Source organism: Vibrio sp. KUL70, assembly GCF_059725515.1.
In genome coordinates, this window is sequence record NZ_AP045834.1 from 51,713 (window position 1) to 66,509 (window position 14,797).

Below are 14,797 nucleotides of genomic sequence, written 5' to 3' on the forward strand. Positions count from 1 at the left end.
CGTTATTTAATCCAAGCATCATGAATGGATTTAATGATCTCTTTATCTTCTGATGCAATGAAGAAAAAGCCGAAGTCATTCAAATCACGTCCCCATTGTGCGTCTTTGTCGCTGTCACCAACGCCGATCTGTACATCGCCGAAGTCACGGTAGGTGAAGTAACGACGTAGAATGTCACGGTTTACATCCTCATTGAACTCAGGAAGTCCAACATACGATAGACCGCCGGTAGGTGGCACTTCTTCATATACCCAGTTACCAGACCAACCTTCGTCTGGGAAGCTAACGGATGATACACGGTAGGTGCCTTCAGCTAGGACTGTTTCTGAATCAAAGCCTGATGTTTTGGTAACTGTGTAATCAAACTGATCAAGCAAAGGATCGATTTTATTGTAAGCTGTCGCATCATCTATCAGAAGGTATTCTGTGTATTGGTCACCTACTGGACGATTTGATGGACTAGGGTAAGCAAAGGTGTTGTAGATTGAGCCAGTGCTGTCTTCTGTTGAGTCTAACCAGAATAGCTCTACAATATTACCCTCATCCAAAGTCATGATGATCTGGTAGTCATTGTTCTCGGTAATGTGTTGGTAAACCATAGAGATAGTGGTTACAGAACCTGGTTCGTCACCTTCAACTTCTAATGTGCCATCAGTATTGAGTTTTGCTGGCATACAGTCATCGCCACCAATGACGTTACCGTTATTTGCTTTGTATTCTGCAGCTTGGTAATCAAATGTTTCCATCCAGCCCTTACGACTGATTGTGCTGTCAGCGTCATCTTCTGAAGCCCAACATAGTACATGTTGACCCGCTTCCATGCGAAGTGATGCAAATGCGAACTCACCGTCACCGTAGTCAAAGCTACCCATTTGCCACACGCCACCTTTATCAAAGTGTGCTTGAGTGAAGCCCAGTTCAGATACTGGTGGCTCTACAGGGGTGCCTTTTAATACTTCCGGCAGAGTAAACGTTACGTAGGTTGGTTCGTTATCGTCATCCACACCACCGACATTGAAAGTTTGTCCTGCTGGGTATGACTTACTTGGTGTGCCTGAAATAGTAACGATTGAACTTGTGTCTTCCGTTGGGGTAATGGTTAAACCATCAATAGTCAGTCCACCAGAACGATACTTAACAATAGCGCCATCTGTATCGTTAAATAAGCCGGCTAAGTCGATAGTTTGGTTGAACAATTCACCTTCTTGAAGTTGCCAGCCATTAATCACACTTTGTAGCCTGTTTTGTTCTTCTGTGTCGATTTCTGGAGCTAGGTTATCAGCCAACTTTGTGACTTTAAGATTCAGAGGGTATGACAATGCACCATGAGCATCTTTTGCGAAGATTTGGTAATTGTAAGTGCCAGCCTTAGTAAGGTCGCCACTAATAATACCTGTATCGCTATCGATCACTAGTCCATTGAGATCATTAGCGAGCTCTTTGAGTTCGAACGTTAATGTATCGTTCTCTACGTCTTGGAAGTAAGCTGAAGCATTCAGTTCTACCCATACGTCTGAAGACTCAAGCGTGATGCTCTCTAGTGCACCATTCTTGTTGTCCACAGGACGAGAGTTCGGAGTTACGGTGATCGGGTTGCCATCGGTAGGAACCTCTACGACCGGAGAGAAGTCTTCTAGGCTCTCTTCTTTCTCGATGATTGTCTGAGCTGCGCCTGCGACTTTATCCGTCAGTTCTAGTTGTTTGTCGACAGCTAAGCCTGAGTTATCAACTAGCTTTTCACCGATAGCATTGAGTGCTTTTGCTTGCTCAGATCTATCAGCAATGTAGTCACCAAAGATCAGATCTTGAGAGGCTGTTAGGCCTGAGTTTGTAACTGACGTAACAACTTTATTTTCGGCATCTTCTTGCGTCAATGTATCATCAGCCGCTAATTGCTCAACAACCATATTGGTCATTGGGCTAACAACGGTAGCGCCTGCGGTAGCCGCGAGATCGAAGTTGGATGTGACTAAGCCACGAGTTTTATCGATTGTTTGGCCAGCAATTGCTTTGATAAAAATGGCGTTGTCTTTGTACTCATTTGGAAGAGTAATTTCACCGTTTGCATCGGTATTGCTATCAAGCTGCTTATCTTCTGAGTCCCATTTGAAGTTGTTATTAGTATCAACCCAAACTTGTGCATTCTCTAGATAACCATCGATAGCCGTGATCACAACACCACTTGGAGTAGCACTAGAGCTATCACCATCTGAACCACCACAGCCTGTGAGAGCGAAAGCCACTGACGCTGCTAGTAAACTAACTTTTTTCATTTCATATCCTTTGTAAAGAGCTCTAGCCAAGCCCTATTTTGTTTTGTTTTCTGAGGCTTATATCAATTAGATAAATGTTTTACTTGGGATTGAGTACGTTTTCAACGCACGTAAAATCAAAAAAAAACCGTAAAATTTATTCGATTTTTGTTTGAAAAAGGTGGATGACTAAGACTTTATGTAGGAAGTGATGCTTGAGAAGGGAGAAGGAAATAACAATCGATGAAATAACGCTGGAGTGGGTGTCAGATGACCTGAAGCCGACACTGATACTTTTCGCGCCGGCTTGCAGGTGTTGTGGCGCTATCAAGCGTCGGGGTCTAGATATCGAACATTGAGTTTCATCTCTTCAACCTTATGACGCCACTCTTTCTTAGGGCGGAGTATGATGCTAAATACTTCGCCATGTTTAAACTCATCGAATTCCAAGAAATCGACATCTAAGTATGAGTATTGAAGGTGACCTAGCGGACGCTTGGCACACTCGATCGGCTCAAGATTTTCGCCGATGGTTTGACCAATGATGTCGCCATACACCCCTTGTCCGCCAACGGAGTAGTAATCAAACTTACTGAGTAAATCTTCGCAGACAACAGTTGTGTTGTATGACTGAACATTGAGGTCACCGTCCATTCGATCTTGCCATGCTGGATTGGTTTGTTGAGCGTTACTTAGGTGCATGCCATACCAGCCTAGGTAGTAGTGACCATCGTTAGCTAAATACATATAGTTGAGTGGTGTTAGCTGCAGAGCTTCTAATCCTGTCACAGTGTTTATGCGTTGTTCTATTTGCGCTTTCGAGGCCACCGTGTAAGTTTCATACTCATTGCCCATTTTAACTTGAGTGACATAAGCGGTAGTGAAGGTTGGGTGATTTGGGTAAGTCTCCAAAATTTTCCAGCGCATGTCGGTATCAAAAATAGACTGGTTGCTAGAGACAACTAAGATATCGCCATCGACATGATAGCTTCCGACCTTACGCAGAGCGTGCTCATTCGGGCAGGTAGTGAGATTGCTCGAAGAGGCGAAGAACACTTCGTCGTTGATGAACTTAAAGGCTTCGCAGTAGACCTTTTCGTAGTTGTACGTCTTACCGGCAAATTGATGGTTGGTCTCTAGTCGATACCAAGTTTCGCCAATCAAAGGATGTAAGCCGTTCCCCTCTAAGCCTGAGGACATAGAAGGAAGTGAAAAGCGTGTGGTAACCCAAGCACTTTCTTCTGAGCCGTGATAATCATCTTTAGCTCGAGCAATCAGTTGTGTCGGTGCTTCTCCAGCTTTCGGAGTGCCTTGCACGCTTGTTCTTCCGCCGAGATTCGAAACCGAAAACTTGGGATGATTGACGGCAATTTGTGTTGTCAGTAAATCATCATCTGGATCTTCAAATAGGCCGGTAACATCAATCGAGTAGTTAATCGGAGAGTTCTCGGTAAAGGACCATTGATTGATTTCATGTTGAATACTTTGCTGTACTGCTGGGTTTACTTGTGGTTTCTGGTTGCGATTGGCGCGGTCTTTGTCGTCAGCGACAATCAAGGTTTCGGTATCACTGTAAAATTTCTCAGCTTGGTCCTCAAATCGATCCGTTTGGCTTTCGAACGTAGCCGATGGGAATGACACCTCTGATAGGGTTGACTCGGCTTTGCTTTCTATCCGTGTTGTTGAGGATGTGCGATTTTGCACAGATGCATCGATAACGACGCTCTGCGAGGCTTCAGTGGCAGCTTGTCTGACAGATGTGTTGTCTTTGATTGGTAGGGAAGCATTCACTTCTTCAGATGCAAGCCAAGGTGGCAGCAGGACGAGTGCCGCGCATCCAGAGACAACTAAAAAACAGAGGCGCTTTTTCATGTTAAACCAGTTTGCTTTGTAACCAACAACGGGAGAATTTGAGGTCTTTCTCTATTAAGCTTGCACTGCATTCAAGCAGTTCGCTGATCTCCTGGTTTCGCATCCCCATCAGATACTTGAGTTTTAGCGCTTGCGATTGGCGAGGGTAGTGGATGCTGAAGTTATCGATGGCTTTATCCATCATCATAAACTGCTCAAACTTGTCGCCGTCATTGTCGCTTACCATCGTCATTTGCTGGCGCTTTTGTGCCTGTAGATGACGAGCGTTATCGATAAGAATCTGGCGCATTACTTTAGCTGCCATCAAAAAGAACTCTTTTTTGTTCTCGATTGATTGCAGATCTGAAGAGGATATTTTCAGGTAGGCATCGTGAATTAATGCGGTGGTGCTATTCATGCTGTCACTCAGCACTTGGTTATCAGTGCCGTACTTCTGTGCGCTACGAGTGCGCTCTTGCTGGGCGATCTGGCGAAGCTGTAAGTAAGCGAATTGATACAGGTCTGCTTCGGCGCTTTTGTCGCCGGATTGCCATTGGTGGATGATCTGTGTGATATCTGGAGTTGTTGCTTCCATTAGCTGTTAGACCTCACTTTAGTAAACTCAGAAACAGATAGGGTGCTGATATTATGGGATTTATCTGGGTTTAGCGAAATTTTTTGTTTGAATCTATAGAGGATGCCTTGGTCCCAGTTCTTACCTGCAGGCAAGTATTCCCACGCAGTGAAATGTTGTTGAGGTACAGAGTCGTACCAACGAACAGCAACATTCATCTGAGCAAGGGATACCGTTGGATCTGGGTTGCTTAGCCACCACATATCACCAAACTTTTCCGTCACATCCTTTGTGTATTGCTGGTGGTTTGTTGGGCAGGCTTCAGATTCACTAGGCCCTAACAGAACGCGTTTATCTTTAACCAATAGACACTCTGTGATGATGTCGGCGTGCTGATATTGAGTGTGTTGCCAGACACCTTCGTAAGGGATGTGGTTACCACGCTCATTGGTGTAGGTGAACCAGATCATCTCACCCTTGTTAGCATGACGAATGTGCTCCTTTTGGCCCAAGCCTTGGGTTTTTTCCATCAGGAGTTGGGTCTCGGTATCGAAATCCAAAGCGACCGTTCGATATTTCCAGTCCCCTTCATCGTCGAAGTCTTCGATTGAGAAGCCACTTAGATCGTGGCGGGTGCAACCTGTTTGTGCGCAGCTAGTAAAGCCTGTCCAGCCATCGCCGATGGATAATGGTTCACGGATGATTTCTTGAGGTGTGTGGTAAGGGAGTAGGTTACAGCCGTTGAAATAGTCACCCGTTCCCGGGAACTGAATCAGCTCAGTGTCGGTAATCTGGTAGCTTAGCTCGCCAATGGGCCCCTTATATTTTGGGTTGGCGCGATGAGCCAAATCGTAGAAGCAGGCTCTTCCCGCGTAGTCTTTTTTGGCGATGATGATGTTGTGCAGCACTTTGTCTTTTGGAGAGAAAATGATCTCCTCAGAGGCAAAGTTGTCTTTGATGTACTCCTGACTCTGATTCAGATGCTCAGCTGCTTCCTTAACGGAAACCAACTCGATACCAAGGTCTTGGTCATCTAGGTAGCTCAAATCTAGCTTCTTAAGCTTCTTTTGAAACTCGACGTCCGACAACACCTTACTGGCTAAGATGATCTCATCGCGATGCTCCGGCGTGTCGTCGAGCGACAACAACAGGCGCGTCATGTTGATACTGCGGCTTGGGCGCGTCGATGACAACGTTGGTGTAATGACTTCTTGGCCAGATAGAGTGGTCAGTAAGTAGCCCGAGTTATCGGTGCCAATAAAGAAACTCACGATATCACCGGAGTTGTATTGGAACGCCCCTTTGTCTGTGGTGCCGGTGAGGTTTGAGCTGGTCTCATAGTAGAGTCCAGAAACTGGCGAATCAATAAAGTACCCAGTCAGAGATTGGTTATTTTCAGCGTGCGCGCTTAGGCTCAAAGCGCACGTTACAATACAAGGTAAGAGAGCTTTTTTCATAATCAGTTACTGGATGAATTTGGTTTGTTTTTATTAGTCACGGATTTTTCGGGTGCTGGTGTTAGCATCGCCAATAGCATTTTTTGCTTCACGTCTTTGGGTAAATCTGGGTTCGAAAGTATGCGACGCCTGGTGAGTTCGAGCATGGTCCCCACCGACATTTTGGCAGCATCACTGCCCTTAGCATGAAACAGCAGGCTTGTTACCTCGTACATCATCTCCTCGGCAACCTGTTTCTCTTTTTGCAGTTGCAGATTTTTGTGGAAGATTGCGGTTGAAAAGGAGGCGCCTGAAATCAATAAAAGAATAGTGAGAGCACTCTGTACTGGACGACGTTTCAGTAGTTTGGATAGAGTGTGGAGCGGGTGCTTCTCGCGGAGCGAGATAGGTCTGCACTCCAATATTCGGACGATATCTTGGCGCAATTCGCCCACACTGGCATAGCGCCGACTAGGTTCATCTTGTGTCGCCTTTTCAACAATAAGATCGATATCCAAGTTGGGTGAAGAATCGAAGATCAGCGCTAGAATTTTACCTAATGAATAAATATCGCTTTGCTGAGTTAAAAACTGTCCCGCAGCTTGTTCTGGGCTTGCATAAGCCTTGCTGTAAGCTGTGAGCAGAGATGCGTCGGTGTTTTTGTCCGGTACTGGTTGCTTAACTTTTTGAGTCAGGTTGAAATCCAAAATCTTAGGTGAACCTAGCGGGTCAATTAAGATGTTCTCTGGTTTGAGATCGGCGTGTAATACCTGCTTTTGGTGCGCGTGCTCAATGGCGGAACACACCTCTTTGAAGAGGTTAAGCTTTTGCTTTTCACTCAATATACGATTCTGCAAATGCAGTGAGAGCGTCTCACCTTCTACACGTTCCATGACGATGTAGACCGACTCCTCATAGACCCCACCATCAAACACTTTGGCGATGCAAGGGTGGTTGAGATGAGCAAGCAACTGCGCTTCTTGAAATAGTGCATGTTCCCCGAGGATATGCGAGAGGGCAGGCTGAATGAATTTCACCGCCAAATCTTGCTCAAAGGTTCTGTCCGCCCGGCTCGCCGCGTAAACAATGCCCATACCACCACGACCCAGTTCATGAGAGATCTGGTACTTGTCGACTAGTGTGTTGGTGAGGTCGAACTCTGTTTCGGTTGCTTGCTGTGCGTGGAAGCCGAACAGCGATGTGATCTGCTCTGATGGTCCCTCGTTCACAAGAGGAATAATTTGCTGGTATAAGCCGGGCTGTTCAGCCTTTAATCGCTCTAGATAAAGACGTTTTTCTCTATCTGATAGATCCATGAGGTGATAGAAAACTTCAGTGGACCCACTGCTTTTATTTTGCACAACTGATCTTTTTTGTTTTTTATTATTTGGGCATTCTATAAGAGTTTTTGATGTTTTTTCGACATTTTTATCAATTACATATGAAAAAATGAGCTAACGAGTCGCATTTTTGAGAAAGCGGGTGAAAATTTCAACGTGTGATCTTCTCCCCAAATTTGATTCTTACTTTTTCTATCTAGAAGTTGAAATTCTGTAAATGCATGAGGGTGTATTTATTGGTGAAGGTTATCGAAATTGCTCTCAACCCCCGTTTGTTTCGTATTGCTGGTGACTCACTAAAATGAGGTTACAAAGATATGAAATTGAAGAAGTGGATAGAGAGTGTCTCCCCTCAATTCGAAGCGGGTGGTAAGTACGAAAAGTGGTACCCCTTATATGAAGCAGCCGCGACCATATTCTATACCCCCGGTCATGTGAACAAAGGGCTAACCCATGTTCGAGACAGCATCGATCTCAAACGCATTATGATCATGGTGTGGCTAGCGACTTTTCCTGCGATGTTTTGGGGTATGTATAACGTCGGTCACCAAGCTGTCATGGGATTGAGTGCGACTTACTCTGGCGCAGAGCTGTTAGCGGTTATTGAGGGAAACTGGCGCTTGGCTTGGGCCTTTGGTAGCGCAGAAGCGCTCACATCGAGTGGTTGGCTGAGCCAGATGTGGTTGGGTGCGCTCTATTTCTTACCTGTTTATGCCACCGTGTTTGTTGTAGGGGGCTTTTGGGAGGTGTTGTTTGCCATTGTGCGCAAGCATGAGGTGAACGAGGGCTTTTTCGTTAGTTCGGTGCTGTTTGCTTTGATACTGCCGCCAACGATTCCACTTTGGCAAGCTGCATTAGGTATCACCTTCGGTATTGTGGTTGCCAAAGAGATCTTTGGTGGTACAGGTCGTAACTTCCTTAACCCAGCGCTTGCGGGGCGTGCATTTCTCTATTTTGCTTATCCGGCCAACATGTCAGGCGGCTTAGTATGGGTAGCGGCTGATGGCTATTCTGGTGCAACACCATTGAGTCAATGGTATGAGGGAGGTAATAGTGCACTTCTGAATAACATGACCGGGGAGTCAATTTCTTGGATGGACGCCTTTGTCGGTAATATTCCCGGTTCGATGGGTGAAGTATCGTCGCTGCTAATCATGCTTAGCGGTTTGGCGCTTATTGCGATGAAGATAGCTTCGTGGCGGATTGTCGCAGGGGTGATTGTTGGCCTTGTAGCGACTTCTAGTTTGCTAAATCTGATAGGGTCAGAAACCAATGCCATGTTCTCGATGCCTTTCTATTGGCATTTTGTACTTGGCGGCGTGGCTTTTGGTACTTTCTTCATGGCGACTGACCCGGTATCTGCAGCCTTTACCAATAAAGGGAAGTGGGCCTACGGTATTCTGATCGGGGTGATGACAATCGGGATTAGGGTGCTCAACCCAGCCTATCCCGAAGGCATTATGCTCGCAATACTGTTTGCTAACCTGTTTGCGCCACTGTTTGATTTCATCGTTCGTGAGGGCAACATTAAGCGCAGAAATAGACGCATGGCGCGTTAGAGAGAAAGCTTAGGCGAAAAAAGAGGACTTAATGATAAGTCCTCTTTTCAATTTGATTGTTTTGCGATGGATAGGTAATCACCATCTTAAATCAACGCTGAGTGGCATGTCGCTGCCACACTGCTCACCACACATTTCATCGTAAGCGCTGTTATGAATTAGGGTGGCTGACGTGATTGATTGGTCGTTGAAGTGATCACGCACTTGGTTGAGGCTCATAAACTTTTTTGGATGGTGGTCACTGTCCATCACCAGTCTACGGTTATGGTCTGTGACTTGATAAGCAAGGTAGATACCGCCTTCAAAAGATTCAATCAGTAGGTTCATAACACACTCCGATGTTTCGTTAAGAGAAAATCTTTGTCTGTTACGTTGAAATTTTGAGCAAAGTTCAGAGCAGGTACATAAAAAAAGCAGACCGAAGCCTGCTTTTCAAAGTCTAGAGAATGCTTGTGATAGCGATTAACGCATCGTCACAAACTCCTCGGAACCAGTAGGGTGGATAGCCACAACAGAGTCGAAGTCTGCTTTGGTTGCGCCCATCTTCATTGCTACACCGAAGCCTTGAATCATCTCGTCAACCGTGAAGCCAATGCCGTGTAGACCAACGACCGTTTCTTCTTCGCCAGCGCATACTAGCTTCATCTTACAAGGTTGACGGTGTTTGGTTACTGCTGTGTACATTGCAGTAAAGCCAGACGTGTAAACCTTGATGTTGTCTTTGCCGTACTTCTCTTCAGCTTCTTGAGTCGTTAGACCAATGGTGCCGATTGGTGGATGGCTGAATACAACAGTAGGAACAAGATCGTAGTCCATCTTCGCGTTGGTTTTACCGTTGAATAGGCGCTCAGAAAGCTGACGACCCGCTTTAACAGCCACTGGTGTTAGCTCGATACCACCTTCCATGATGTCACCTACACAGTAGATGCCAGGAACGTTAGTCGTTTGGTACTCGTCTACCTTGATGTAGCCGCGGTCGTTCGTTTCAACGCCCGTTGATGCTAGGTTGATCGCATCAGTTGCTGGGTGGCGACCGATAGCCCAGATTAGGGTATCAACATTTTGGCTCTCACCGTTTTCTAGATGCAGAGTTAGGCTACCATCTGCTTCTTTAACCACTTCTTTGGGTACAGAATGAGTGTGTAGCGTTGGACCTTCTGCGTCCATCACTTCTACTAGCGTTTCGATGATCATTGGGTCGAAGCTGCGTAGTGGAGACTCTTTACGGCAGAATAGGTGTGTTTCTGTGCCTAGTGCGTGCAGAACGCCAGCAATCTCAACTGCGATGTAACCGGCACCGATAACCGCAACACGTTTTGGTTGTTCTGCAAGCTCGAAGAAGCCATTTGAATCAATGCCGTATTCAGCACCTGGAATGTTTGGAATCGTAGGACGACCACCCACTGCGATCAGGATGTGATCGGCTGTGTAATGTTCACCGTTCACTTCAACCGTTTTCTCGTCAACAAACTTAGCAAAGCCTTTAATCACATTAACTTTGTTGTTGCCTAGAACACGATCGTAAGATTGGTGGATACGACCAATATAAGCTTGGCGGCTCTCAACCAGTTTGCTCCAGTCGAAGCCTTTTACATCTACATCGAAGCCGTAGTCTTCTGCGTATAGGTTCATCGCTTCTGCAACTTGAGCACCGTGCCACATGACCTTTTTAGGAACACAGCCAACGTTTACACATGTGCCGCCTAGGTCTTGTGCTTCGATAAGTGCAACCTTTGCGCCGTACATTGCTGCACGGTTTGCTGATGCGATACCGCCGCTGCCACCGCCGATACAGATATAATCAAAATGAGTCGCCATTACTTTCTCCAAGAGCTTATTAATTTTGTTGATAACCATTACATTGGGGTGCGTCTGAGTGAACTCAACGCTATCAACATGAATTGTTACCTATCCTATGCTGCTATCATAAATCGAGTCTAGCAATTTACTAAATGGGAAAAAGTGACATTGCTTATGACAAATAGCGATGAAAGGATAGGAAAACGGAATCAGAGTTATTCAGGAACGATCCAGTCGACTTTCCAGTGGCCAGTTGCTGGCGCAATCGCGTCTTTGAGGAACGGCAGAATCTCTTTCATCTGGCTTTCCAGTTGCCAGGGTGGGTTAATCACTATCATACCCGAAGCTGTCATACCGCGTTCATTGGTGTCTGGGGATACACCCAGTTCAATTTGCAGAATTTTGCGAATGCCGAGACCTTCTAGTCCTTCTATCATATCTTCAATATCGCAGCGGTTAACCACAGGATACCAAATAGCATAAATACCCGTTGCCCAGCGTTTATGGCTTTGGAAAATGGCGTTGACGACGTCACGATACTCTTTCGCTAGCTCGTAAGGTGGGTCGATCAGAACCAGACCACGACGCTCTTTTGGTGGTAAGCTGCCTTTTAGTCGCTTGAAGCCATCTTCTTTGTAGATAGAGACTTGGCGATCGCGGTGGAACTCTTGCTCAAGCAGTGGATGATCGGCTGGGTGAAGCTCGGTCAGCACCATACGATCTTGTTCACGTAGGTGAGCACGAGCAACACGTGGTGAACCTGGGTAGTAACGCAGTTTTTCACCGTTGTTGAGGGTGGCGATAGCGTCTAAGTAACTTTGAATCTCTTCTGGAATCTGCTTTTGATCCCAAACTCTTGCGATACCTTGTTTGTATTCGCCGGTCTTTTCCGACCATTCGTGAGTCAAGTCGTAGCGACCAACACCTGAGTGGGTATCGTGATAGACAAAAGGTTTGTCCTTCTGCTTCAGTGAATTAAGAATAAGGCTTTGTACAATATGCTTAACCACATCGGCATGGTTACCTGCGTGGAAGCTGTGGCGATAACTTAACAAATTAAACTCTCGTAACACTCTCGCTATAGAGTGTGGTTGGTGTCGGTGGGTATTCTGTCTTCATTATATACCGCACTAGCTAATAAATTCTCCCCAAAATGCGGGTGTCGTCGCGAGGGTGAACGGTTAGTTATTGGTTCTACTATTGAAATTTGCGCTTATGGACACTATTTAATAACTATTCGCAGTCATTATTAGCTCACTCAGCTCGATACTGTAAGACGACCCAATTACTTAAAGACGCAAGTCTCCAAGCCAAAGGAATGTTTATATGTCTAACCCGCTATTAACCTTCACGGACCTACCGCCGTTTTCACAGATCACCCCTGCGCACGTCAAGCCAGCGGTAGAGCAAGTGATTGAAGAGTGTCGCAATAAGATAGAACAAGTACTTGAAGGTAATACCTCGCCAAGCTGGGACAACCTAGTGGCTCCGATTGAAGAGGTTGATGACCGCCTTAGCCGCATTTGGTCACCAGTGAGCCATATGAACTCTGTCGTGAACAGCGATGAACTGCGTGAAGCGTACGAGAGCTGCTTACCCCTGCTTTCTGAGTACGGTACTTGGGTAGGTCAACATAAAGGCTTGTTTGAGGCTTACAAAGCGATCAAAGCGAGTGATGAATTTGCATCATTGAGCCAAGCACAGCAGAAAACCATTACGGATGCACTACGTGATTTCGAATTGTCGGGCATTGGCCTACCGGCTGATGAGCAGCATCGTTACGGTGAGATCAGCAAGCGCATGTCTGAGCTGGGTTCGCAGTTCTCAAACAACGTACTTGATGCGACCATGGGTTGGAGCAAGCAGATCACGGACGTGGCAGAGCTTGCCGGTATGCCGGAGTCAGCATTAGCGGCAGCGAAAGCCGCCGCAGAAGCGAAAGAACAAGAAGGCTACCTTCTTACACTAGATATCCCATCTTACCTACCGGTGATGACTTACTGTGACAACCAAGCACTGCGCAAAGAGCTGTATGAAGCGTACGTGACTCGCGCATCAGACCGTGGTCCAAACGCTGGTAAATGGGACAACAGCGAGATCATCACAGAACAACTTAAGCTGCGTCACGAAATTGCACGTATGCTTGGTTTTGGTACGTACAGCGAGAAATCTCTGGCAACCAAAATGGCCGAGACGCCGGATCAGGTACTGGGCTTTTTGAACGACCTAGCGGTGAAAGCAAAACCTCAAGGTGAGCGTGAAGTGGAAGAGCTGCGTCAGTTCGCTGAAAAAGAGTTTGGTGTGTCAGAGTTGGAGCTTTGGGACATCGCTTACTACAGCGAAAAACAGAAGCAGCACCTATTTGAGATTTCGGATGAAGAGCTACGCCCTTACTTCCCAGAATCTAAAGCCGTCTCAGGTCTGTTTGAAGTGCTAAACCGAGTGTTTGGTATGACAGTGAAAGAGCGTGAAGGTGTGGATACTTGGCATGAGTCAGTGCGTTTCTTTGACATCTTTGATGCTAATGAGGCACTGCGTGGCAGCTTTTACCTAGACTTGTACGCACGTGAGCACAAGCGTGGTGGCGCATGGATGGATGATTGCCGTGGTCGTCGTATTACCGCATCGGGTGAGCTGCAAACGCCGGTTGCGTATCTAACATGTAACTTCAACAAGCCTGTGGGCGATAAGCCTGCACTGTTTACTCACGATGAAGTGGTGACTCTGTTCCACGAATTCGGCCATGGTATTCACCACATGCTGACTCAAGTCGAAGCCGGTGCGGTTTCGGGTATCAACGGCGTACCTTGGGATGCAGTTGAGCTACCAAGTCAATTCCTAGAAAACTGGTGCTGGGAAGAAGAGGCGCTAGCGTTTATCTCGGGTCACTACGAGACCGGTGAAGCGTTACCAAAAGAGATGCTAGAAAAGATGCTCGCGGCGAAGAACTTCCAATCGGCGATGTTTATTCTGCGTCAGCTAGAGTTCGGTCTGTTCGATTTCACTCTACACACCACGTATGACCCTGAAGTAGGCGCACGTGTGCTTGAAACGCTGGCAGAGGTGAAGTCTAAGGTTGCGGTATTGCCAAGCCTAGAGTGGAACCGTTTCTCTCATAGCTTTAGCCATATCTTTGCGGGTGGCTACAGCGCGGGCTACTACAGCTATCTTTGGGCTGAAGTACTGTCATCAGATGCATTCTCAGCATTTGAAGAAGAGGGCATCTTTAATGCAGAAACGGGTAAACGCTTCCTAAACAACATCCTTGAGATGGGGGGCAGTGAAGAACCTATGGAGTTATTTAAGCGCTTCCGTGGTCGTGAGCCACAAATCGATGCCATGCTGCGTCACGCGGGTATCAGCGCCTAAGATTGCGTTAATCGCACCTAAAAAGAGCCTCTTCGTGAGGCTCTTTTGGTATTTATACATCAACCTATTATGGGTTTACGTTGCGATTGATTGGGTTTTGCAGCGAGATTAGCGTCTCGGTTGATTGCACCTCATCAATCGCTTGCAGCTTATCAATCAACACGTATTGCAGCTCTTCAATGGATTTACACATCAGTTTTACAAAGATGTTGTAAGCGCCTGTGGTGTAGTAAGCCTCGACCACCTCATCGAGTGCATTTAATTTCGCAATCGCAGAGTGGTAATCTCTTGCGGCATTGAGGTTGATACCGATAAAACAGCATACATCGTAGCCTAGCTTCTTGGTGTTAACCACCACCTCCGTGCCTTCAATGACTTCTGCTGATTTCATCTTCTCAATGCGCACGTGAATCGTCGCAGGGCTCACATCGAACTGCTTCGCCATCTCCGCATAAGGGGTGCGAGCGTCTTCCATTAACGTTTTAAGAATGGCGCGATCTAGATCATCAAGACGAGCGGTTGAAGTCGGCATGCAAACCTCGTGAATTGGTTGAAAGTTTAATAGCTAGAGTACACATCATAGCCAAGGGTGATAATATTAGCAGCAAGTGTGTTG

General features: G+C 46.4%; 11 protein-coding genes. 2 read left to right on the forward strand and 9 right to left on the reverse strand.

The features are described from left to right. Nucleotides 1-2 precede the first annotated feature (2 nt). The 5 genes from AC6I7V_RS00235 to AC6I7V_RS00255 all read right to left on the reverse strand — a co-directional run bounded on the left by AC6I7V_RS00235 (nt 3) and on the right by AC6I7V_RS00255 (nt 7,429). On the reverse strand, nt 3-2,273 hold the full coding sequence (locus AC6I7V_RS00235) for a putative Ig domain-containing protein (protein ID WP_498011086.1): 2,271 nt from the start codon (nt 2,271-2,273) through the stop codon (nt 3-5). Between the two features lie 306 nt (nt 2,274-2,579). Further along, on the reverse strand, nt 2,580-4,124 hold the full coding sequence (locus AC6I7V_RS00240) for a hypothetical protein (protein WP_498011087.1): 1,545 nt from the start codon (nt 4,122-4,124) through the stop codon (nt 2,580-2,582). 1 nt (nt 4,125) lies between these two features. Next, the gene (locus AC6I7V_RS00245; protein WP_261882333.1) at nt 4,126-4,698 is read right to left on the reverse strand and encodes an ECF-type sigma factor; all 573 of its coding nucleotides are present in this window, start codon (nt 4,696-4,698) and stop codon (nt 4,126-4,128) included. Beyond that, nucleotides 4,698-6,134 (reverse strand): chromosome partitioning protein ParA, encoded by a 1,437-nt coding sequence (locus AC6I7V_RS00250; RefSeq protein WP_498011088.1) that lies wholly within the window; start codon nt 6,132-6,134, stop codon nt 4,698-4,700. Before AC6I7V_RS00250 ends, AC6I7V_RS00245 begins: the two co-directional genes overlap by 1 nt. Before the next feature lie 2 nt (nt 6,135-6,136). Next, nucleotides 6,137-7,429, reverse strand: coding sequence for a serine/threonine protein kinase (locus AC6I7V_RS00255; protein ID WP_498011619.1), 1,293 nt, complete (start codon nt 7,427-7,429; stop codon nt 6,137-6,139). A gap of 341 nt (nt 7,430-7,770) precedes the next feature. Here AC6I7V_RS00255 and AC6I7V_RS00260 point away from each other — a divergent pair, with 341 nt between their 5' ends. Further along, a complete protein-coding gene (locus AC6I7V_RS00260) occupies nt 7,771-9,012 on the forward strand; it encodes an NADH:ubiquinone reductase (Na(+)-transporting) subunit B (protein WP_498011089.1) in 1,242 nt (413 codons plus the stop codon). Nucleotides 9,013-9,090: 78 nt separating this feature from the next. Here AC6I7V_RS00260 and AC6I7V_RS00265 read toward each other — a convergent pair whose 3' ends face one another. The 3 genes from AC6I7V_RS00265 to AC6I7V_RS00275 all read right to left on the reverse strand — a co-directional run bounded on the left by AC6I7V_RS00265 (nt 9,091) and on the right by AC6I7V_RS00275 (nt 11,867). Beyond that, nucleotides 9,091-9,339, reverse strand: coding sequence for a DUF6482 family protein (locus tag AC6I7V_RS00265; protein ID WP_032551034.1), 249 nt, complete (start codon nt 9,337-9,339; stop codon nt 9,091-9,093). Between the two features lie 135 nt (nt 9,340-9,474). After that, the gene (gene gorA, locus AC6I7V_RS00270; RefSeq protein ID WP_032551036.1) at nt 9,475-10,830 is read right to left on the reverse strand and encodes a glutathione-disulfide reductase; all 1,356 of its coding nucleotides are present in this window, start codon (nt 10,828-10,830) and stop codon (nt 9,475-9,477) included. Between the two features lie 197 nt (nt 10,831-11,027). Next, entirely contained in the window at nt 11,028-11,867 is an 840-nt protein-coding gene (locus AC6I7V_RS00275; RefSeq protein WP_498011090.1) for a 23S rRNA (adenine(2030)-N(6))-methyltransferase RlmJ, read from the reverse strand. A 271-nt stretch (nt 11,868-12,138) separates the two neighbouring features. Here AC6I7V_RS00275 and prlC point away from each other — a divergent pair, with 271 nt between their 5' ends. Further along, nucleotides 12,139-14,181, forward strand: a complete 2,043-nt coding sequence (prlC, locus tag AC6I7V_RS00280) for an oligopeptidase A (protein WP_498011091.1) — start codon at nt 12,139-12,141, stop codon at nt 14,179-14,181. 67 nt (nt 14,182-14,248) lie between these two features. On the opposite strand, the gene asnC is transcribed toward prlC, so the two are convergent. Further along, nucleotides 14,249-14,713, reverse strand: a complete 465-nt coding sequence (gene asnC, locus AC6I7V_RS00285; protein WP_255231747.1) for a transcriptional regulator AsnC — start codon at nt 14,711-14,713, stop codon at nt 14,249-14,251. Nucleotides 14,714-14,797: the final 84 nt, after the last annotated feature.